This window comes from Pelagibius sp. (genome assembly GCF_965249265.1).
Taxonomy (GTDB): Bacteria; Pseudomonadota; Alphaproteobacteria; order Kiloniellales; family Kiloniellaceae; genus Pelagibius.
This window is the reverse complement of record NZ_OZ252224.1, coordinates 5,043,899-5,064,598: the sequence shown is the minus strand read 5'-3', so window position 1 is coordinate 5,064,598 and position 20,700 is coordinate 5,043,899. Positions and strand designations below refer to the sequence as shown.

The window sequence follows — 20,700 nt, the reverse complement described above, 5'->3', positions numbered from 1 at the left end:
GTTCAGAAGAGCCGGCGTGGGGTATGGCGACATGACCTCCACGCCGGCTCTTTCTTTGCAGCTTCCGCAGATCATGGGCCATCGCGGCGCCAAGGCCCTGGCGCCGGAGAACACCCTCGCCTCCATAAAGGCTGCGGCTGAGGCCGGAGTCCGTTGGGTCGAGTTCGACGTGATGCTGACGGCGGACGGCGTGCCGGTGCTGTTCCATGACGAGACCCTGAAGCGCACGACCGGCGCCGCCGGCGCCATGGCGGAAGCGCCCTTTGCCGAGGTACGGAGCCTCGATGCCTCCCACGGCTTCGGGCGCAGATATGGTCTGCGCGCCGAACGCGGTTTTCGCGGCCGCGCCGATTGCCGGGTACCCTCGCTGGAGGAAACCGTCGCCTGCCTTTTGGATCTGAACCTGACCCCGAACGTCGAAATCAAACCGACGCCCGGTCTGGCGGAGAAGACGGCAGAGGTGACCATCAAGCAACTGCGGGCGCTCTGGCCCGATGACCGCCCGCCGCCGCTGATCAGCAGCTTTCAGTGGGACGCGCTGGCGGTCGCCAAAGACCTGGCGCCGGGCTGGCCGCGTGGCCTGCTGGCTGAAGACTGCCCGCAAGACTGGCGCGCCGCCATGGCGACTTACGACTGCGCCTCTCTGCACCTTCATTGGCGGCGTACCCGCAAAGCTGACGTCGCGCAGGTAAAGGCGGCGGGCTATGCCGTTGCGGTCTATACCGTCAACGGCGTGCGGGCCGGCCGGCGGTTGCTGGACAAAGGGGTCGACTGCCTGATCACCGACCGGCCGGACCGCTTTCCGGGAAGTCTTTAGGAGCCGGCGGTGACTGCGAGATTCTCCAGCAGTTCGGCAGCATCGCGCCGGTCGGCGCCGTCTTCGCCCGGGCCGTAACCGTCTGCCACCTCACCCTTCGGCACCTTGCCCCCCGGCTTGAACCAGCGATACACCGGCTCCAGGGTTTCGCGGGCCGCGGCTGTCTGGCCGCGGGCAAGGCGGAGCCGGCTGAGACTGACAGCGGCGCGCAGCTCCCAAAGCCGGGCCTGTTGGCGGGCCGCAAGGCTCAGCGCCGTCTCGAAACAGGTTTCCACCGCCGGGTCCTCGGTTCCCTGGGCCTGCAGCAGAAGGTTGCCTTTTGTGCGGTGCAGTTCGGCCTCGTACCAACGCTCGCCGGTCTGCTCGACCAGCGCCAGAGCCTGGGCAATGTGGTCGAGCCCGGCCTCGGCCTGGCGGTTGCTGCCCAGCATCTCCGCCAAGAGGCCGAGGAAGTAACAGACCTCCAGCACCTCGCCGGTCGCACGGTGCTCGCTGAGGGCGCTCTGGAAGAGGGCGATGCCCTCCGCCGTCTGACCGCCGGTTGCCTGCAGCCAGCCCTGGAACATCGCGCCCAGGGACCGCCAATGGGGGAATCCCTTTTCCGTCGCCAGGCCGATCACATTCTGCGCGCAGCGCCGGACCGCGTTGTGGTCCTGGCGCAGTTGATGCAGGTAGCAGGCATTACCGTTGGCGACGACCAGGTCATAGGACACGGCGCCGGCCTCGGCGATCTCCAGCGAGCGCCAGCACTGCTTCAGAGCGGTCTCGGGGTAGCCCAGGGCGAAGGAAGTCCAGGACAGATAACAAAGGTCGATCACCGGCAGCTCGGGTTGGCCAACCATGTTGTTGCCGCCCGTGTTGTTGCTGTGGGTCCCGGCCGGGTCGTTCAGCGCGATGGCTTGTTCGAGATGCTGATGCGCTTCGACAAAGTCGCCTTGGCCGAAGGCGGTGCGGCCGATGGCGCTGTGGCCGCGCAGCAAGGCGCCGTCGTTACCGAGCTGCCTGCCGAGATCCAGAAGCGACTCGCCGAAGGTCCGGGCCTTTTCAAGATCGGCGTTGCCCTGATGGAAGAGGAAGCGGCCGTAGAGGATGCGGAACAACAGCGCCTTGTCTTCCTTGTTGCTGCACAGGGTTTGCGCGCGTGCCCAGGCCGCCCCGGTTTCCGGTGCGCCGGTGCCGCGGGTTGCGCGCAGGGCCGTCGCCTGGGCGACACGCAGATAGAGTTCCTGTGTCCGCTTGTCGGCTTCATCGGTGAGGCTGGGAAGCAGGCTGAGCCCCAGGTCGATTTCGCTCACCGCCTCGTTCAGGGCAGAGCGCTGGATCGCCCGCTCGCCGGCCTTCATGCGATAGGTGATGGCCCGGTGCGGCAGCCCGGCCTCGGTATAATGGTGGGCCAGAAGTTCCGGTTCCGTGACGACGATATGAGGGCTGCGGTCCTCCAGGAAGATGGCAATCTCGGCATGCAGCCGCCGCCGCTTCTTCTTCAGCAGACTGCTGTAGGCCATTTCCTGTACAAGGGCGTGCTTGAACCGAAAAACCGCTTTCGGCACGACGCCGGCCTTGTACAGCAAACCGGTTTCGACAAGGCGGTCCAGAGCGCGGTTCAATTCGTCTTCAGGCAAGGCGGAAATGGCCGCCAGCATCTTGAAGGAGAAGTCGCGGCCAATGACAGATCCGATCTGGGCGACCTCGCGGGCGGCGGGATGGCGGTCGAGGCGGGCCAGCAGGGAGCCGCGCAGGGTCGTTGGAATGCTCAGGGCCGGTTGTTCGCCGGCGATCTCGTAACGGTCGCCCAGATCGACAACCGCATCGGACTCCAACACCGCCTTGGTCAGTTGCTCGATGAAAAGGGCGACCCCATCCGTGCGCTCGGCAATAGTGTCGACCAGGAACTGGGGAAAGTCTTTGTGCTGGGCAATATGCCGGATGATGGTCTCGCAGGCCGGGCGCTGCAGACGGTCCAGGGCGAGACCGGTCGCCGGAAACAGCGGGCGCATTTTTGCTTCGGCCTCCGGGCGGACGGTAAGAATCAGCAACAGCCGCATATCGCCCAGGCGCTGTGACAGGCGTTGCAGGAACTCCAGGGAGGTCGGATCGATCCAGTGCAGATCTTCGACCATCATCAGCAGCGGCTTGCGCGCCGCCATGGCGTCGGTCTCCTGCAGCAGGACATCGAGCAGGCGGTCCATGTCTGCCTGTTGGGCGATCCGTGCCTTTTCCTGTTCCACGGCCTTGACGGAAAGAAGCGGGGCGAAGAGGCGCAGGGCATCTTCTGAATCAATGGCCGAGTTTCTGAACAGCCCGCGCATCTTGGCCAGACCGACGACCGGCGGGTCGTCGGTGGCGATGCCCGCCAGGCGGCGAAGCCTTTCGACCAGAGGATAAAGCGCGTTGTTCTGGTGGTAGGGCGTGCACTGGAAGGTCAGCGACATATGGTCGTCTTCAATCAGGCGCTCGGCAAAAGCGCGCAGCAGCCGCGACTTGCCGATGCCGGCTTCGCCCGATAGCAGGATGGTCTGGCCCTGACCGTTTCTCGCACTCTGCCAACGGTCGAGCATCAGGGTGATCTCGCCGGAACGGTTGACGAAGGGCACCAGGTCCTTTTCTTCCATGGTGTCCGTGCGTCTGTCGGTCTTGCGCTGCTTCAGAGCGCGCCAGGCGCCCGCCGGCTGCGATATTCCCTTCAGGTTCTGAAGGCCGAGTTCCTCGAACTCAAAGATACTGCGCGTCAGACTGTGGGTGGTGCTGTCGACGACGACACTGTCGGGTCTCGCCAGCGCCTGCAGCCGTGCCGCAAGGTTGGGGGTCTCGCCCACCGCGGCAATCTCCTGGGCGGAGCCCAGGCCGATCAGGTCGCCCACCACGACGGAGCCGGTGCCGATTCCCACCCGGGTCTGCAGGCGCAGGTCGGCTTGCGGGCGCAGGCGCGCGACCGCTTCGACAATCTCCAGACCGGCGCGCACCGCCCGCTCCGCATCGTCTTCATGGGCGCGGGGAAAGCCGAAGTAAACCAGCACGCCGTCGCCCATGTAGCGGGCGACGAAGCCTTCAAGCCGGGCGACCACCCCGGCGCAGGCGTCCTGGTAGGCCCGCACGATCATGCGCAGGTCTTCCGGATCGTAGCGGATCGAGAGTTCGGTAGCGGCGACAAGGTCGCAGAACATGACCGTCAGGTGACGCTGCTCCGCGGCTGACTCCGTTGCCGGCTGGCCATCGCTCTGTCCCGGCTTGGACTTGCCGCGCCGCGGGCCGGCGGTGCCGCTGCCGGCCAGTCCGGCAATGGCACGCAGCAGCTTCTTCCGGTCGCCGAAGGAGACGCCGAGTTCGATCAGGTCGGCCTCCGTCAAGTCGGCCAGAACGTCGAAGTCGATATCCTGTTCAGCGAAAGCTGCGGCATAGCGATCCAGGCCCAAGCCCTGGAGCCAGCCGTAGATTGCGTCCATCCCGCTACCCTGTCTCCCCGGCGCGGTTTGGGGCTTCGTAGAGTACCCTGCCCGTTCTCCGCTGCTCGTTAGGGTCAGTCTAGCCAACCAATTATCCGCGATAATAGGGATTCTTATGTGGTACAGACTCTGCGTCATGAGAGGTGGGGGCTTCCGCGTGGAAACGACGAAATTCGCTGGTTTTGTTTAGTCATTTTTGGGGCCAATGACGCTGAGGGGGGCGTAATGACGGAAAATCAGGCGGTCTTCGCCTTGATGCCTTTGGCGATCGCCAGTTGCGCCTTTGCCGGTATCTGGTGGTCGGCCAGAACCTCCGCGCGCAAAGTTGACACGAAAACCCGTTATTGGATTGTAAGGCTCCATCGGTTCCGTGCCTGGATGCGATCGCACCGACCCAGTGTGAAGCCGCGCCCTGTACGGGTCGCCCTGGCCGGCATGCCGCCGAAGTTGATCAGCGGCACGATTTCCACCGCGGGACGCTGCCCGGCTCTGCTGTTCTACTTTCCCGTTCTGCTGCACTGTCTGCGCCTGGCCCTGCGCCACGGCGGCCTGACCCTGCCGTCAGTTGCCAATCCGAACATCGTCTGCGGCGGATTTCGCGGGGAATCGAAGATGTCCTATCTCGATCAGATTCCGCCGCGCCTGCAACACTGGGTGGCGCCTTCCTTGCGGCTGACCGTGCATGCTGCGCAGCACGAGCCCCGGCAACTGACGCAATTGACGCAGATGATTTCCCGTGACGGACTGACCTTTCCCCTGGTCGCCAAGCCGGATATCGGATCCCAGGGTTTCGGCGTGCGGCTGGTGCGCGGCGCCGGGGATCTGCAGCGTTACCTCGAAGGCTTTCCGAAGAACGAAGATGTCATTCTGCAGCGCTATCTTGATTGGGAGGGGGAGGCCGGCGTGCATTATCTGCGCCGGCCCAACGACCACGAGGGCCGGGTCTTTTCACTCGGCTTTCGCTGCTTTCCGCATGTTGTCGGCGACGGCTGTTCCAGGCTCTCAAAGCTGATCGAGGAGGATCCGCGCACCCGACGCATGGCGCGCCGGCACAGTCGGGCGCTCTCCGCTGAGGATCTTCGGCGGGTTCCGGCAAAGGGGGAGACGGTGCGCCTGTCCTTGCTCGGCAGCGTGCGCACCGGCGGTCTCTATTACGACGGCTCGGCCTATATCACCCCGGCGCTTGCGGCGCGCTTCGATGAAATCGCCAGGGCCATGCCGGACTTTCACTTCGGCCGTTTCGACATCCGCTTTCGCTCCATCGAGGCGCTTGGCCGTGGCGAAGATTTTCAGATCATCGAGGTCAACGGCGCGAGCGCCGAGGCGATCCACATCTGGGACCCGGAGCAGAGTGTTGCCGAAACCTATCGGGTGCTGTTCGAACAGTTCCGTCTGCTTTACGAAATCGGCGCCCAGAACCGCGACCGCGGTCACCGGCCCATCGGGCTTGCCGGCTACCTGGCGCTGCAGTGGAGAGAATCGCGCCTTCTGCGGCGCTACCCGGAATCGGGCTGAGGCCGTCTTCGCGGCCTGTCCGGAACGGCCGCGTCAGCCGCCCATGCGGCCGGGCGAGGGAATGCCGACGACGTTGTAGCCACCGTCGACATAGTGCACCTCGCCGGTTACCCCGAGGGAGAGGTCGGAAGACAGATAGAGGCCGGCGGAGCCGACTTCCTCCAGCAGCACGTTGCGCTTCAGCGGCGCGTGATCGCGGTTCCAGCCGAAGACGAAGCGCGCATCGCCGATGGCCGAGCCGGCCAGGGTGCGCATGGGCCCTGCGGAGATCGCGTTTACCCGGATACCCTGCTCGCCCAGGTCCACGGCGAGGTAGCGCACGCTGGCTTCCAGCGCCGCCTTGGCCACACCCATGACGTTGTAGTTCGGGGTCACCCGTTCGGCGCCCAGATAAGTCAGGGTGATCAGGCTGCCGCCGGGCCGCATCAGGCCGGCGGCGTGGCGGGCGACGGCGGTGAAGGAGTAACAGGAGATTGCCAGGGTGCGGTTGAAGTTCGCCCGGCTGGTGTTGAGGTAGCGCCCTTTCAGCTCTTCCTTGTCGGAGTAGGCGATGGCGTGAACCACCACGTCGAGCGAACCCCAGCGTTCGCGCAGGCTGTCGAAGGTGCCGGCGACTTCGCTTTCCCGTTCGACGTCGCAGGGCAGCACGATGTCCGATCCGACGGACTCTGCCAGCGGGCGGACCCGGCGCTCAAAGGCGCTGCCCTGAAAGGTAAAGGCAAGTTCAGCCCCCTGCGCATGCAGGGCCTTTGCGATACCCCAAGCAATGGAGTGGTCGTTGGCCACTCCCATAATCAGGCCGCGCTTGCCGGCCATCAACCCCGTCATCGACTCTTCCCCGACCTCTAACCTTCGTAACGCTTGAACGCGAGACTGGCGTTGGTGCCGCCAAAACCGAAGCTGTTGGACATCACACAGTTCAACGACAACCCATCCTCCATCTCGCGGACGATGGGCATCCCCTCAGCTTCCGGATCGAGGTTTTCGATATTGGCCGACGCAGCGACGAAGTTGTTCTCCAGCATCAAGAGCGAATAGATCGCCTCGTGGACGCCGGTTGCCCCCTGGGAATGGCCGGTCAGCGACTTGGTTGACGACACCCGCGGCATGTCGGCGCCGAAAGCATCGCGGATCGCCTTCAGCTCGGTAATGTCGCCGACCGGTGTGGAGGTGCCGTGGGCGTTGATGTAGTCGACCGGGGTGTTGCCCAGGCTTTGCATGGCGAGACGCATGCAGCGGGTCGCGCCTTCGCCCGAAGGGGCGACCATGTCGGCACCGTCGGAGGTCGCGGCATAGGCGGCAACCTCGGCATAGATCTTGGCGCCGCGGGCCTTGGCGTGCTCCAGCTCCTCCAGCACCACGACGCCGCCGCCGCCGGATATGACGAAACCGTCGCGGTCGCGGTCATAGGCGCGGGACGCGCGGGTCGGATCGCCGTTGAAGTTGCTGGAGAGGGCGCCCATGGCGTCGAAAAGAACGGTGAGGGTCCAGTGCAGTTCTTCGCCGCCGCCGGCGAAGACGATGTCCTGCTTGCCGAGCTGAATCAGTTCCGCGCCGTTGCCGACGCAGTGGGCGGAGGTCGAACAGGCCGAAGAGATCGAATAGCTCAGACCCTTGATCTTGAAGGCCGTGGCCATGTTGGCCGAGTTGGTCGAGGACATGCAGCGCGGCACCATATAGGGACCGACCCGCTTCGGCCCCTTGGTGCGGGCCAGGTCTGCCGCCTCGACCTGGTTCGACGTGGAGGGGCCGCCGGAACCCATGACCAGTCCGCTGCGCTCGTTGGAGACCTCGGCCTCGGTCAGGCCCGCATCGGCGATGGCTTCCTGCATGGCGATGTAGTTGTAGGCGGAGCCGTCACCCATGAAGCGGCGCAGCTTGCGGTCTACGTGATCGGCGACATCGATGTTCAGCGAGCCGTGAATGTGACTCCTGAATCCCATCTCGGCATAGGTATCGCAGAACTCGATACCGGAACGTCCAAGGCGCAGTGACTCGATCACTTCGGCCTTGTTGTTGCCGATGCTGGAGACGATGCCTATTCCTGTGACAGCGACTCGGCGCATATTTCCTGTCCGTGTTGCGGGCCGTCTATGGCCTCAGAATGCCTCGCGGGCCTTTCCGGCAGAACGCCCCCAGGGGTGATGGATTATCCGGGGGACGGCCCTTTCCGGCCCGCCGCGTTAGTTGCGTTCCGCGCCCGCCTCAGGCGGTCTGCGGTTCACGCTTGAAGAGCCCGACCTTGAGGTCCTTGGCTTCATAGACCTGCTTGCCGTCGACTTTCATGATTCCATCGGCGATCCCCAGCACCAGCTTGCCCATGCGCACCCGCTTGAGATCCAGGTGATAGGTGACCAGCTTGGCCGTCGGCACCACCATCTCCGAGAACTTCACCTCGCCGACACCCAGCGCGCGGCCGCGGCCCGGCGCGCCAAGCCAGCCGAGGAAGAAACCGACAAGCTGCCACAGCGAATCGAGGCCGAGGCAGCCCGGCATCACCGGATCGCCCTCGAAGTGGCATTCGAAGAACCAAAGCTTCGGGTCGATGTCGAACTCGGCGACGATGTGGCCCTTGCCGTGTTCGCCGCCCGTCTCGGAAATCTCGGTGATGCGGTGAAACATCAACATGGGCGGAAGGGGAAGCTGTGCGTTTCCGGGGCCGAACAGTTTGCCGTGCGCGCAGCGCAGCAGGTCTTCGTAAGGGAAACTGTTTTGTTTTTCAGTCAAGCGATCCACCCAAGTCCAGCACTCTTCATTCTCAGCTCAAAGGTCCCGACGGTGTCCGGTTATCGAAGGTGCAACAAACCGGTCTGGCCGTCTGATCTGAAACACCCAACGGCGAAACAGGCCACCTCCGCCCGAAGACCTTAACCGACACAAGTCCTACATAGGCCGAATGGCACCTCTACGCCACGACAAAAGGCGTTGCTGCGGGCCCTTTGCGGCAGCAGACAACGCTGCGCGGACTATAGCATAGGGATCAGACTGTCAAACAGCGGGCTTCGCGCCGGCGGCTTCCGTCAGCCTCGCACCGGCTTGGTTAACGCCAGCTTAAGCCGAGCGGCCCTTCGAATTGTTTATAGGGGTTCCAGAAAATTTGACAATTACCTGTTTTTGCCTCTTCAATTCGCTTCGCCCCAACTTATATCGGATAGGTGATGAATACAGATCGTCCCTATAGAGCCCTGGTGCAGCGGCTGAAGGCTGCCGGATTGCGTCCGACCCGCCAGCGGCTGGCGCTGGCCAAGCTGCTTTTCGAGCCGCAGTCCGGGGGCGACCGTCACGTTACGGCCGAGCAACTGCACGCCGAGGCGGTCGAGGAATCCGTGCGGGTTTCCCTGGCCACGGTCTACAACAGCCTGCATCAGTTCACGACTGCCGGCCTGCTGCGCGAAGTGGTGGTCGAACCGGGCCGTTCCTACTTCGACACCAATGTCTCCGACCATCATCACTTCTATTATGAGGACGGCGGCAGGCTGCAGGATATTCCCGGCGAGCAGGTTCATCTGGAAGGTTTGCCAAGGCCGCCGGAAGGCACCCGCGTCGCGCGGATCGATGTCATCGTCCGGCTCTCCGATAGTGAGAACGAGATTAATTAATCTCTATTTTCTATCGGTATTTTATTCCCAATATTAGAATCATTCTAGGCTGTTGACAGGACAACTGTAGCGGTCTATTTAACCATCATGACGGGCGGTTTGCCGGCCACGCGGGGCGGCAAGCGGACAAGCCCGCAGGTTTATGCCTGGGCGCGCCGAGGGCAGGCCCGGGTGTTACCCACAGGAGAGCAAGATCAATGTCGCTTAAGGGCTCAAAAACCGAACAGAACCTCAAAGACGCGTTCGCCGGCGAAAGCCAGGCCAACCGCCGCTATCTCTACTTCGCTCAAAAGGCCGACATCGAAGGCTTCAACGACGTGGCCGCCGTTTTCCGCTCCACCGCTGAGGGCGAGACCGGTCATGCCCACGGTCATCTGCAGTATCTGGAGGAAGTCGGCGATCCGGCGACCGGAGAGCCGATCGGCGATACCACGCTGAACCTGAAGTCCGCTATTGCCGGCGAAACCCACGAGTATACGGACATGTATCCGGGTATGGCCCGCGCTGCCCGGGAAGAGGGTTTCGACGAGATCGCGGACTGGTTTGAGACCCTGGCGAAGGCGGAGAAGAGCCACGCCGGGCGCTTCCAGAAAGCCTTGGATACCATGGCCTAAGGCCTTCCGGGTCCTATATCTTAAAGCGTACAGTCTGTGCGATAGGGTCGATGCGGGCCGCCTCGGGAAGGTGGTCCGCACGCGCCCTTGATCGTGCAGTCTTTGAAAGAAGCGGCGCCTGCGTGCTTTGCGGCCGGGCGCTGTGAACTGCGGCTGCTTTGAGCGGCCAGGGGTCGGGGAAAAGCAATGAGCGAAGGCGGTCTGAACGCCCCGGTGCGTCATCCCATCGATTGGAATGATCCGGACTTTTACGACTGGGACAAGCTGAATGCGGAGATGGAGCGCGTCTTCGACATCTGTCACGGCTGTCGCCGCTGCTTCAATCTCTGCGATTCCTTCCCGCGCCTCTTCGATCTGATCGACGAGTCGGAAACCGGCGAACTGGATAGCGTCGACAAGGCCGACTACAAGCCGGTGGTCGATGCCTGCACGCTTTGCGATATGTGCTTCATGGTGAGCTGTCCCTATGTGCCGCCCCATGAATTCAACATCGATTTCCCCCATCTGATGCTGCGCTACCGGGCCGCCGAACGTCACAGCGGCAGGATCGACGACAACCTCGACCAACTGACCCGGACCGACCGCAACGGCAAGCTGGCCGGCCTGGCAGCGCCGCTCTGCAACTGGGCCAGTTCCACCGACAACAAGGTGACCCGCCCGGTTCTGGAGAAGACCGTCGGCATCCACCGGGACGCCGAGCTGCCGGCCTTCCACGGCAAAACCTTTGCCCTGCGCGCCATGGAGGCGCCGGTCGAAGCAAACCCGGAAGCGCCGGCCAAGGGCCGCAAGGTCGCGCTCTATGCCACCTGCTTCGTGAACTACAACAACCCCAAGATCGGCGAGGCCACCCGTGCCGTGCTGGCGCAGAACGGCGTCGAGACCGAGGTGGTCTATCCGGCCTGCTGCGGCATGCCGCAGTTGGAACAGGGCAACATCGACGCGGTTGCCAAGTCGGCCAAGAAGGTCGCCCAGGAGCTCGGCCGCTGGATCGACGAAGGCTATGACATCGTCGCCCTGACGCCCTCCTGTGCGCTCATGCTGAAGTTCGAGTGGCCGTTGATTCTGCCGGATCACGAAGGGGTCAAACGCCTTTCCGAAGCGACCTATGACGTCACCGAGTACGTCGTCGATATCGCCAAGAAGGAGGGCCTGGCCGAGGGCCTGGCGCCGCTGGACGGCGGCGTTGCCCTGCACATGGCCTGTCACGCCCGGGCCCAGAATGTCGGTGCCAAGGCGGCGGAGATGCTGCGCCTGGTGCCGGAGGCCGATGTGAAGGTGGTGGAGCGCTGCTCCGGCCACGGCGGCTCCTGGGGTGTGCTGAAGGAGAATTTCGATACCGCGATCAAGGTCGGCCGCCCGGCCGCCCGCCTTGCCGCCCAGGCCGGCAAGCACTACGTCGCTTCAGAGTGCCCGCTTGCCGGTCAGCACATTCTGCAGGGCATCGAAAAACTGAAGATGGACAACAAGCCACAGGTCGACCGCAGCTATCATCCGATTGAACTCTTCGCCAAGGCCTACGGGTTCGGCGAGTGATGCGGCCCGATTGATCCCGATCGATTGGACCCAAGCGATAAGGAAGGACCCCCCGCGATGAGCGCCGGACTTGCCATGAAGAAAGAAATCACCCGCGACGACATCCTGCCGATGGCGACCTATTCCGAGGAACGCCGCGAGCTGCGCCGCGACCTGGTCGAGAAAAAGAAGTTCCGCCGCCAGGAAATCGGGCCGGTCTGCACCTTCTATTTCGAGAACTACGAGACCATGTGGGCCCAGATCCACGAGATGCTCTACATCGAAAAGGGCGGCGAGGAGCAGATCGACGACGAACTCAGCGCCTACAACCCGCTGATCCCGCAGGGCCGCGAACTGGTCGCCACGGTGATGTTCGAAATCGACGACCCGCTGCGCCGCAAGACCTTTCTCGCCAAGCTCGGTGGCATCGAGGAGACAGCCTTCTTCGAGATCGACGGCGAGAAGGTGATCGGCAAGCCGGAAGAGGATGTCGACCGCACCACCGCCGACGGCAAGGCCTCGGCCGTGCAGTTCATCCACTTCAACTTCAGCGAAGCGCAGGTCGCCGCCTTCAAGAAACCGGACACGCGGGTCATCCTGGGCTTCGATCATCCGGCCTACAGCCACATGACCATCCTCAGCGAGGACGTCCGCGCCGCCCTGGCAAAAGATTTCGACTGATCCGGGGAGTCCCCCTCACCCTCCCGCTTCGCGGGCCCCTCCCTCTCCCACAAGGGGAGAGGGGACTACTGTGATCCGCTTTCTTTTGGTTCTCCCTCTCCCCTTGTGGGAGAGGGTCGGGGTGAGGGGGCTTTGTTTCCCGCGCTAACGGGACTTTCCCCTACTTCATCTCTTCGCCGGGATAGAGGCCGTAGAAGGTGTTGCGCGGCAGCCAGCCGCTGTAGCCGCCGGCGGCGACCTCGCACCACTCGCCGCGGCAGCCTTCCAGCGTGCCGACCACCCCGGCTTCCAGTTGGGCGACGCCGGGGGCCTCGGCTTCCGGCTTTCTTCTCAAGGTGCGCAGCTGGCCGGTAATCAGGACGCCGCGCCGGCCCTGAACCATGGATTGATGGATCCAGCCCTCGGTGCCCTGCCAGTCGCGGATGCGCCGCCAGGTATCGAACTCGTCGATGATTTCCACCGGCATGCCGCTGCGGCGGTAAACCCAGTCGATGGGGTAGCGGGTGCCCGGGCCGGCGCGCAGGTTCACCTCGGCGGCCCGCAGGCTGACGAAACGCGGTAGCGGCAGGCCGGTGCGTCCCGGCGGCGGCGGGCGCTGGCCCGCGGTGGCGGCGTTCTGACTGTTGGCCTGAGCGGTCTGGATCTGGTCCGGGTTCTGCGCCGCAGCCGGGTCGGTGAGAAGCGAAACCAATGCGACTACCACCGCCGGAACGGCTCCGGAAATGACCCGCAGAGGACCGGCGCCCAAGATCTTGACGCCCAGGATCTTGGCGCAGGGACGGCGAACTGTCCGGGCGGGGCGTGTCATCGTTCCTTCCTATCGCCTGGTTTCGCATCCGGTCAAGCGGCTTGCCCAAAACCCACGGCGAAACCCCGGCCCCTTCCCGCCCCACCCTTGCCCGGCCCCCGCCGGCGGCCGGCGGCGCGGTGATCGGCCGCAGTTCCCGCCGGTCTCAGACCCTAGAGCGGGTCATGTTTAGCCGGAACCACAGCGTGGTTGCGCCTAAACATGTGAATCCGCTCTACACTTAGAAGTTAGAGCAGATTCACCGGATTGATGGATCGCAAAAGCGATTCCATCAAACCCGGATCTGCTCTAGCACGCCCTGGACAAGCCGCCGCCCCGCCTGCTATGGCAAGGACTGATCCTTGGGACGGGCCGGGCGCTCGAAAACCCCCGGTGCGCCTGTGGGATCAGCAAAAGCCGATAGAACCATCGCCCCGTTCCAGCCCCCGTCGAGACAGGAAGCAATGCCCCACAAAAAGGTCCGCGTCATCGTCACCCGCCGCCTGCCGGACGCCATCGAAACGCGGATGATGGAACTCTTCGACTGCAAGCTGAATCTGGAGGACAAGCCGCTCTCCCAGGCCCAGTTGATCGAGGCGGTGAAGGAAGCCGAGATCCTGGTGCCGACCGTGACCGACCGCATCGACGCGGCGGTCCTGTCCCAGGCCGGACCGCAACTGCGCCTCATCGCCTCATTCGGCACCGGCGTCGACCACATCGACCTGAAAACCGCGCGCCAGCGCGGCATTACCGTGACCAACACGCCGGGCGTCCTGACCGAGGATACGGCGGACATGACGATGGCGCTGATCCTCTCGGTGCCGCGCCGCCTCGCCGAGGGCGAGCGCCTGGTGCGCTCCGGCGACTGGCAGGGCTGGGCGCCCACCGGGATGCTGGGCCACCGGGTGAACGGCAAGCGCCTCGGCATCATCGGCATGGGCCGTATCGGCAGCGCCGTCGCCCGCCGGGCCAAGGGCTTCGGCATGTCGATCCACTATCACAACCGGCGCCGGGTGCACGCCTCCGTCGAGGAGGAGCTGGAGGCGACCTACTGGGAAAGCCTGGATCAGATGCTGTCGCGCATGGACATCATCTCGGTGAACTGTCCGCACACCCCGGCGACCTTCCACCTGCTCTCGGCCCGGCGCCTGAAGCTGCTGCGGGAAGAGGCCTATATCGTCAACACCAGCCGCGGCGAGGTGGTGGACGAGAACGCCCTGACCCGTGCCCTGGAGGCCGGCGAGGTGGCCGGCGCCGGCCTCGACGTCTTCGAGCATGAACCGGCGGTCAATCCCAAGCTGCTGCGCCTCGACAACGTGGTGCTGCTGCCCCACATGGGCTCGGCCACCATCGAGGGCCGTCTGGCCATGGGCGAAAAGGTGATCATCTCCATCAAGACCTTCGTCGACGGCCACACCCCGCCCGACCGCGTCCTGGAGACGATGTTTTAGCGTCGTGTCTTTTTGAGGCGTCGCTTCCCCCTCACCCCGACCCTCTCCCACCAGGGGAGAGGGAGAACCAAAAAGCGTGTCTCGCACCACTTCCCTCTCCCCTTGTGGGAGAGGGAGGGGCCCGCGTTAGCGGGAGGGTGAGGGGGAACTTTCGGCGGCGGAGGAAGTCCCTACTCCACCGGGCCCTATTTGACGGGACAGGGTCCTTCGGTCGAGGCGTCGTGGACCTTGATGCTGCCGGCGGCGATGCCGGCTTCGGCTTCGGCGGCGGCGGCTTTCATCTCCGCGGTGATGAGCGCCCGGTTGTTGTCGTCGATCACCCAGTCCAGCCCGCCTTCGGCCAGGCCCAACACCCGGATGCCGGGCTGCCAGTCGCCGTCGCGCGCGGCCATGAAGTTCTCAAAGACCGCGACGTCGACGCGCTTGCGCATGGAGGTCAGCACCTTGCCGGGATGCAGGCCGTTCTGGTTTGAATCGGTACCGATGCCCAGCGCGCCGCCGTCGGCGGCGGCCTGCAGCACGCCGATGCCGGTGCCGCCGGCGGCCTGGATGATGACGTCGGCGCCCTGCTGGATCTGCGATCGCGTCAGTTCGGCGCCGCGCACCGGGTCGCTCCAGGCCGCCGGGGTCGGGCCGGTCATGTTGACGAAGACCTTCACCGCCGGGTCGGCGCTGCGCGCGCCCTGGATGTAACCGCAGGCGAATTTGCGGATGATCGGAATGTCCATACCGCCGACGAAACCGACGGCGCCGGTCTTGGAGGCCATGGCCGCCAGACGCCCGACGACGTAGGAGCCCTCCTGTTCGCGGAACACGACGGAGCTTACGTTGGGCGCCTCCACCACCATGTCGACGATGGCGAAGTCGGTGTCGGGAAACTGCGGCGCCACCTTGGCCAGCGCGCTGGCGTGGGTGAAGCCGATGGCGACCACCGGCGAGTAGCCGCGCTGGGCGAAGGTGCGCAGCGCCTGTTCGCTCTGCGCTGCGTTGGTGATCTCGAAGTCGGCGTAGGCCTCGCCGGTTTCGGTCCTGAAGCGTTCGGCGCCGCGATAGGCGGCCTCGTTGAAGGAACCGTCGAACTTGCCGCCGACGGAATAAATGACGGCGGGCTTGAACGCCACCGCCGGAGCCGGCGACAGAAGAGCGGTGAACGGTAGAGACAGGACTGCGGCGGCGAAAGCCGACAAGAGACTGCGGCGGGATTTGATCAAGGGGCGGCTCCTTGTGGGTGCGCCTCCTTCCATGGTGCAGAGAGGGGCGGCGCTGCAAAGAGGCCAAGGCTATGCTATTTCCAGCGAAGCCGGAAGCCGCCCCGACGCATCGACACCAAATTGCAAGCCGCTCAAGGACGCGTTGAAGAAAGGACCCCCCCGATGACCGAAGCCAATCCGGAAGAGGCGGTGAAACCGCTGGTGACCGCCGCCGAGATCGCCGAACTGCCAGAATTCCATGTCAGCCATCCCTTCAATCCGCAGTCCGACATCTACCTGAAGCGCCTGGCGCCGCTGGCCGGGCTGACGCGGCTGTCCCTCACCATGGGGCGGGTGCCGCCGGGCAAGGACAGCTTCATCTATCACAGTCACGAGCGTGACGAGGAATTCCTCTTCATCCTTTCCGGCCGCGGCCGCGCGGAGATCGGCGAGGAGACCTTCGAAGTCGGGCCCGGCGACTTCATGGGCTTTCCCGCCCCCGGCGGCCCGGCCCATAACCTGAGCAATCCTTATGAGGAGGATCTGGTCTATCTGATGGCCGGCGAACACAGCGGCCTCGACATCGGCCACTTCCCGCGTCTCGGCAAGCGCATCATCTTCGGCCCCAGCGGTATCCAGGCCTACGACGACAAGGACGCCCAGCAACTGGTCTTCACGGACTTCCTGGCGAAGGATTAGGGGCGGCTTCGTGGTCGCCCAGCCTCAAACAGCGCAGAGCGCCTCACCCGTCCGGTAGTCCATCGTCTTGAGGTCACGGATCGTTGCCTGCGATCCGCAGAGGGCGCAGTCCGGGTCGCGGGGGGCCTGCACCTTGCGGAAGGTGGTGGCGAGCGCATCGAAGAGCAGGAGGGAGCCGGCGAGGCTCTCGCCGATGCCCAGCACTTCCTTGATCACCTCGTTGGCCTGCAGGGCGCCAAGGCTGCCGGCCAGCGCGCCGAGCACGCCGACGTCGGCACAGCTTTCCTTGGGGTCGCCGGGTTGTGGGCCGAAGAGGCAGCGGTAGCAGGGCGTTTTGCCGTCATGGGCTTTATAGGTCGAGAGCTGGCCGTCGAAGCGCATGATGGCGGCGGAGACCAGGGTCTTCTGCGCCAGATAGCAGGCGTCGTTGGCGAGATAGCGGGTCGGGAAGTTGTCGGAGCCGTCGGCGATCAGGTCGTAGCGGGAGACGAGGTCCAGGGCGTTGTCCGGGGTCAGCCGGGTGTTGTGGGCCTCGACCTTTACCTCGGGATTGATCTCGGCCAAGCGGCGGCGCGCCGACTCGACCTTGCTCATGCCGATGTTGGCGGTGTCGTGCAGCACCTGGCGCTGCAGGTTGGAAAGGTCGACTTCGTCGTCATCGACCACGCCCAGGGTGCCGATCCCGGCGGCGGCGAGATAGAGCAGCAGCGGCGAGCCCAGGCCCCCGGCGCCGATCACCAGCACCCGGGCCTTCAGCAGCCTTTCCTGCCCCGCCTCGCCGATTTCCGGCAGCACCAGGTGGCGCGCGTAGCGGTCGATCTGGTCATCGCTGAAATCCATAGCGGGCAGTCTAGCGTGTTGAGGGGAAAGGACAAAGGGGTGGGATGGGAGGTTCCCCCTCACCCTCCCGCGTCGCGGGCCCCTCCCTCTCCCGCGGAGGGGAGAGGGTTTTTCAGCGATCCTCATTTGGTTCCCCCTCTCCCCTGGTGGGAGAGGGTCGGGGTGAGGGGGGAACTCCCCTACATGCCCTCGAAAAGATCCGTCGAGAGATAGCGTTCGGCGAAGGAGGGGAGGATGGCGACGATGAGCTTGCCCTTCATCTCCGGGCGGGCGCCGACCTCGATCGCGGCGGCGAGGGCCGCGCCGGAGGAGATGCCGACCGGCAGACCCTCCAGGGCCGCGGCTTCACGCGCCGTGCGAAAGGCGGTGTCGTTGCCGATGCGCACGACCTCGTCGATCAGGTCGGTCTTCAGGTTGCCGGGAATGAAGCCGGCGCCGATGCCCTGGATCTTGTGGGGGCCGGGCTGGCCGCCGGAGAGCACCGGGCTGTCCTCCGGTTCCACGGCGATCATGCGGAAGCCGTCTTTGCGCGCCTTCAGGGCGGCGGCGATGCCGGTCAGGGTGCCGCCGGTGCCGACGGCGGAGACCACGGCATCGACCGCTCCGCCGCTGTCGCGCCAGATTTCCTCCGCCGTGGTGTGGAAGTGGGCGTCGGGATTGGCCGGGTTGTTGAACTGCTGCGGCATCACCGCGCCGGGGTGCTTGGCGAGGATTTCCTCGGCCTTGGCGACGGCGCCGTTCATGCCTTTGCTGCCGTCGGTCAGCACCAGTTCGGCGCCCAGCAGGCGCAGCATCTTGCGGCGCTCCACCGACATGGTCTCCGGCATGGTGAGGATCAGGCGGTAGCCCTTGGCGGCGCAGACGAAGGCAAGGGCAATGCCGGTGTTGCCGCTGGTCGGCTCGACGATCACGCCCTCCGGCCCCAGGCGGCCGTCCTTTTCCAAGGCCTCGACCATGGAAAGGCCGATGCGGTCCTTCACCGAGTTCAGCGGATTGAAGAACTCGCACTTGCCCGCCACCTCGGCCACCGCGCCATGGGCGGTGGCCAGTTTGGGCACGCGGATCAGCGGCGTCGCGCCGACGGTCTCCAGGATCGAATTGTAGATACGGCCGCGAAATTCGCAGGGCGTCTCGTCTTCTGCGGCCTGCGGCAGCGGGGTGACCTTGCTTGTGTCCATGGGCGCTCTTGCTTGGGCTCGTGTGGCGGTCAGATGGAGAAGTCGGGGATCGACTTGGCTTCGCTGACGATGCCGCGCTCGCGGGCCCTGTCGCAGAGCTGCTCGATGGTCAGATTGTCCAGGCGCTCCATCATCTCCAACTGCATGTCGATCCAGATCGGCCGCACCACCTTCACGCCGATTTCCGATCCGTCGGGCTCGTTGGCCGGGTTGATGGTGCCCTCCAGCTTGCGCACGATGCGGATGATCTCGCCGACGGAAATGCGTCTGCGCTCGCGCGCCAAACGATAGCCGCCCTTGGGGCCGCGCTGGCCGGCGAGAATGCCATGGTGCACAAGCTGCTGCAGCACCTGTTCCAGATAGCGCCGCGGTATGCCCTGGCGCCGCGAAATATCGGTGGAACGCACCGGCCCCGCCCCGGCGTGATAGGCGATGTCGACCACCGCCTCGATGGCGAAGAGCAGTTTCTTGGAAAGCCTCAGCATCGCCGCGTCGCCCCTACTCCGCGTTGGCAGCGGCCAGATCATCGACAGCGGGGCTGCCGACACCTGTCGAGCCGAAGCCGCCGGCACCGCGGGCGCTGTCCTCCAGGTTTTCCGACGGGCGCCAGGCGACCCTTGCGTAGCGCGCCACCACCATCTGGGCGATGCGGCTGCCGCGGGTCACGGTAAAGGGCTCCTGGCCCAGGTTGATCAGCACCACGCCGACCTCGCCACGGTAGTCGGCATCGATGGTGCCCGGCGCGTTCAGCACCGTGAGGCCATGTTTCAGCGCAAGGCCGGAGCGCGGGCGCACCTGCGCCTCGCTGCCCGGCGGCAGGGCGATGGCGATGCCGGTGGGGATCAGGCGGCGCTCGCCCGGCGCCAGTACCAAGTCTTCGGCCACGGCGGCCAGGAGGTCCATGCCGGCGGAGTCTTCCGTGGCATAGGCCGGCAGCGGCAGGTCCTGTGCGTGGTCGAGGCGCTTGACGGCGACGGCAAGGCCCGGATTGTTGATGAGGGTGTCGGCGGTGGCGATGTCGGTTTTGGCGGTCATACGGGTCTTCTAATCTTCCCTGAGGATAGCGTGCGCTGTTTCAGCGCCCGAGGGTTGCGGTTATTTCACGGCAGAGGCGCTCGGCCACCGCCACCTTGGTCATCTGCGGCCAGGGCTCGACGCCCTCGGCCCGGATCAGGTTGATCTGGTTGTTCTCGCCGCCGAAGGTGCCGCTCTCCGGCGCCACGTCGTTGGCGAGGATCCAGTCGCAGCCCTTGCGCGCCCGCTTCTCCTGCGCCTGGGCGACGACGTTCTCGGTCTCCGCGGCGAAGCCGATAACCAGGCTGGGGCGCAGCTCGCCGGCCTTCGACAGTTCGGCCAGGATGTCGGGGTTGGCGGTCAGCGCCAGGCTGGCCGGGGCGCCGTTCTTTTTCATCTTCTGCTGCGCGCGGGCGGCAGCGCGCCAGTCGGCGACGGCGGCGGCGCAGACGGCGATCTCCACCGGCAGGGAGGTTTGGCAGGCCGCCAGCATCTCCTCGGCGGTTTCGACATGCAGGGTCTTCAGCCCGGCCGGGTCCGGCAGCTGACTGGGCCCGGAAACCAGAGTGGTTTCGGCGCCTTGGCGGGCCAGGGCGGCGGCGATGGCGTGGCCCTGGCGGCCGGAGGAACGGTTGGCGATGTAGCGCACCGGGTCGATCGGCTCGTGGGTCGGCCCGCTGGTCACCAGGGCGCGCAGGCCGCTCAGCGGACGATCGAGACCGCCGCCGCCGGACGCCGCCGCCGGGGTCGCTTCCAGCGCCTCTTCGATGGCGGCGAGAATTTCCATCGGCTCGGCCATGCGCCCGAAGCCGTACTCGCCGCAGGCCATGTCGCCTTCGTTAGGGCCGACGGTGAGGATGCCGCGCTGCTTCAGCAGCGTCAGGTTGGCCTGGGTCGCGGGGTGTTCCCACATGCGCACGTTCATTGCCGGGGCCACCAGCACCGCCTTATCGGTGGCCAGCAGGGCGGTGGAGGCGAGATCGTCGGCCCGGCCCTGCGCCATCTTGGCCAGCAGGTCGGCAGAGGCCGGCGCGACCACCAGAAGATCGGCGTCGCGGGAAAGCTGGATGTGCCCCATCTCCGCCTCGTCGGTCAGCGAAAACAGCTCGCCGTAGACCTTGTCCTCGGTCAGGGCCGAGAGCGACAGAGGGGTCACGAATTCCGCACCGGCCTTGGTGAGAATGCAGCGCACGGCGGCGCCGCGCTCCCGCAGGCGGCGCACGAGGTCCAGCGACTTATAGGCGGCAATCCCGCCGGAGACGATGAGTAGAACCCGTTTTCCGGTAAACACGTCGGTTATTCCAGATTTCACGGTGATGTGTTGTAGATAAGGTAGGCCTTCGCGCCCATCCTTGCAAGA

At 65.2% G+C, this 20,700-nt stretch carries 19 protein-coding genes; 8 read left to right on the top strand and 11 right to left on the bottom strand.

What is annotated here, in order from left to right:
- The first annotated feature begins 16 nt into the window (after positions 1–16).
- Positions 17–817: a glycerophosphodiester phosphodiesterase family protein gene (locus tag ACP146_RS23540; protein ID WP_422369197.1), complete on the top strand. Its 801-nt coding sequence runs from the start codon at positions 17–19 to the stop codon at positions 815–817.
- On the opposite strand, the gene ACP146_RS23535 is transcribed toward ACP146_RS23540, so the two are convergent.
- The gene (locus tag ACP146_RS23535; protein ID WP_422369196.1) at positions 814–4,260 is read right to left on the bottom strand and encodes an AAA family ATPase; all 3,447 of its coding nucleotides are present in this window, start codon (positions 4,258–4,260) and stop codon (positions 814–816) included. The genes ACP146_RS23540 and ACP146_RS23535 overlap by 4 nt on opposite strands.
- Positions 4,261–4,485: 225 nt before the next feature.
- Between ACP146_RS23535 and ACP146_RS23530 the strand changes: the two genes are divergently transcribed.
- Positions 4,486–5,775 carry a hypothetical protein gene (locus tag ACP146_RS23530; RefSeq protein ID WP_422369195.1) on the top strand — a complete coding sequence of 430 codons (1,290 nt, stop codon included), beginning with the start codon at positions 4,486–4,488 and terminating at the stop codon, positions 5,773–5,775.
- Between the two features lie 33 nt (positions 5,776–5,808).
- On the opposite strand, the gene ACP146_RS23525 is transcribed toward ACP146_RS23530, so the two are convergent.
- The 3 genes from ACP146_RS23525 to fabA form a co-directional block, all read right to left on the bottom strand.
- Positions 5,809–6,603: an enoyl-ACP reductase FabI gene (locus ACP146_RS23525; protein WP_422369194.1), complete on the bottom strand. Its 795-nt coding sequence runs from the start codon at positions 6,601–6,603 to the stop codon at positions 5,809–5,811.
- Between the two features lie 17 nt (positions 6,604–6,620).
- Complete coding sequence (fabB, locus tag ACP146_RS23520) at positions 6,621–7,841, bottom strand: beta-ketoacyl-ACP synthase I (protein WP_422369193.1); 1,221 nt, start codon at positions 7,839–7,841, stop codon at positions 6,621–6,623.
- A gap of 139 nt (positions 7,842–7,980) precedes the next feature.
- Positions 7,981–8,502: a 3-hydroxyacyl-[acyl-carrier-protein] dehydratase FabA gene (fabA, locus tag ACP146_RS23515; RefSeq protein WP_422369192.1), complete on the bottom strand. Its 522-nt coding sequence runs from the start codon at positions 8,500–8,502 to the stop codon at positions 7,981–7,983.
- A gap of 431 nt (positions 8,503–8,933) precedes the next feature.
- On the opposite strand from fabA, the gene irrA reads away from it, so the two are divergent.
- The 4 genes from irrA (at position 8,934) to ACP146_RS23495 (ending at position 12,181) form a co-directional block, all read left to right on the top strand.
- Entirely contained in the window at positions 8,934–9,374 is a 441-nt protein-coding gene (gene irrA / locus ACP146_RS23510; protein WP_422369191.1) for an iron response transcriptional regulator IrrA, read from the top strand.
- Positions 9,375–9,571: 197 nt separating this feature from the next.
- The gene (locus ACP146_RS23505) at positions 9,572–9,988 is read left to right on the top strand and encodes a rubrerythrin family protein (RefSeq protein ID WP_422369190.1); all 417 of its coding nucleotides are present in this window, start codon (positions 9,572–9,574) and stop codon (positions 9,986–9,988) included.
- 186 nt (positions 9,989–10,174) lie between these two features.
- Entirely contained in the window at positions 10,175–11,521 is a 1,347-nt protein-coding gene (locus tag ACP146_RS23500; protein ID WP_422369189.1) for a heterodisulfide reductase-related iron-sulfur binding cluster, read from the top strand.
- 57 nt (positions 11,522–11,578) lie between these two features.
- Positions 11,579–12,181, top strand: coding sequence for a DUF3501 family protein (locus tag ACP146_RS23495; RefSeq protein ID WP_422369188.1), 603 nt, complete (start codon positions 11,579–11,581; stop codon positions 12,179–12,181).
- 160 nt (positions 12,182–12,341) lie between these two features.
- Here the strand turns inward: ACP146_RS23495 and ACP146_RS23490 are convergent, their stop codons facing one another.
- Entirely contained in the window at positions 12,342–12,989 is a 648-nt protein-coding gene (locus ACP146_RS23490) for an SH3 domain-containing protein (protein ID WP_422369187.1), read from the bottom strand.
- A 443-nt stretch (positions 12,990–13,432) separates the two neighbouring features.
- Here ACP146_RS23490 and ACP146_RS23485 point away from each other — a divergent pair, with 443 nt between their 5' ends.
- On the top strand, positions 13,433–14,419 hold the full coding sequence (locus ACP146_RS23485) for a 2-hydroxyacid dehydrogenase (protein ID WP_422369186.1): 987 nt from the start codon (positions 13,433–13,435) through the stop codon (positions 14,417–14,419).
- Positions 14,420–14,604: 185 nt separating this feature from the next.
- Here ACP146_RS23485 and ACP146_RS23480 read toward each other — a convergent pair whose 3' ends face one another.
- A complete protein-coding gene (locus tag ACP146_RS23480; protein ID WP_422369185.1) occupies positions 14,605–15,630 on the bottom strand; it encodes a BMP family lipoprotein in 1,026 nt (341 codons plus the stop codon).
- Positions 15,631–15,792: 162 nt separating this feature from the next.
- Here ACP146_RS23480 and ACP146_RS23475 point away from each other — a divergent pair, with 162 nt between their 5' ends.
- Positions 15,793–16,308 (top strand): cupin domain-containing protein, encoded by a 516-nt coding sequence (locus ACP146_RS23475; protein ID WP_422369184.1) that lies wholly within the window; start codon positions 15,793–15,795, stop codon positions 16,306–16,308.
- 24 nt (positions 16,309–16,332) lie between these two features.
- On the opposite strand, the gene ACP146_RS23470 is transcribed toward ACP146_RS23475, so the two are convergent.
- The 5 genes from ACP146_RS23470 to coaBC all read right to left on the bottom strand — a co-directional run bounded on the left by ACP146_RS23470 (position 16,333) and on the right by coaBC (position 20,631).
- Positions 16,333–17,148, bottom strand: a complete 816-nt coding sequence (locus ACP146_RS23470; RefSeq protein ID WP_422369183.1) for a HesA/MoeB/ThiF family protein — start codon at positions 17,146–17,148, stop codon at positions 16,333–16,335.
- Between the two features lie 179 nt (positions 17,149–17,327).
- Positions 17,328–18,326, bottom strand: a complete 999-nt coding sequence (gene cysK, locus ACP146_RS23465) for a cysteine synthase A (protein WP_422369182.1) — start codon at positions 18,324–18,326, stop codon at positions 17,328–17,330.
- A gap of 29 nt (positions 18,327–18,355) precedes the next feature.
- Positions 18,356–18,811: an RrF2 family transcriptional regulator gene (locus tag ACP146_RS23460; protein ID WP_422369181.1), complete on the bottom strand. Its 456-nt coding sequence runs from the start codon at positions 18,809–18,811 to the stop codon at positions 18,356–18,358.
- A 13-nt stretch (positions 18,812–18,824) separates the two neighbouring features.
- Complete coding sequence (dut, locus tag ACP146_RS23455; RefSeq protein ID WP_422369180.1) at positions 18,825–19,361, bottom strand: dUTP diphosphatase; 537 nt, start codon at positions 19,359–19,361, stop codon at positions 18,825–18,827.
- A gap of 40 nt (positions 19,362–19,401) precedes the next feature.
- Positions 19,402–20,631, bottom strand: a complete 1,230-nt coding sequence (coaBC, locus tag ACP146_RS23450) for a bifunctional phosphopantothenoylcysteine decarboxylase/phosphopantothenate--cysteine ligase CoaBC (protein ID WP_422369179.1) — start codon at positions 20,629–20,631, stop codon at positions 19,402–19,404.
- Positions 20,632–20,700: the final 69 nt, after the last annotated feature.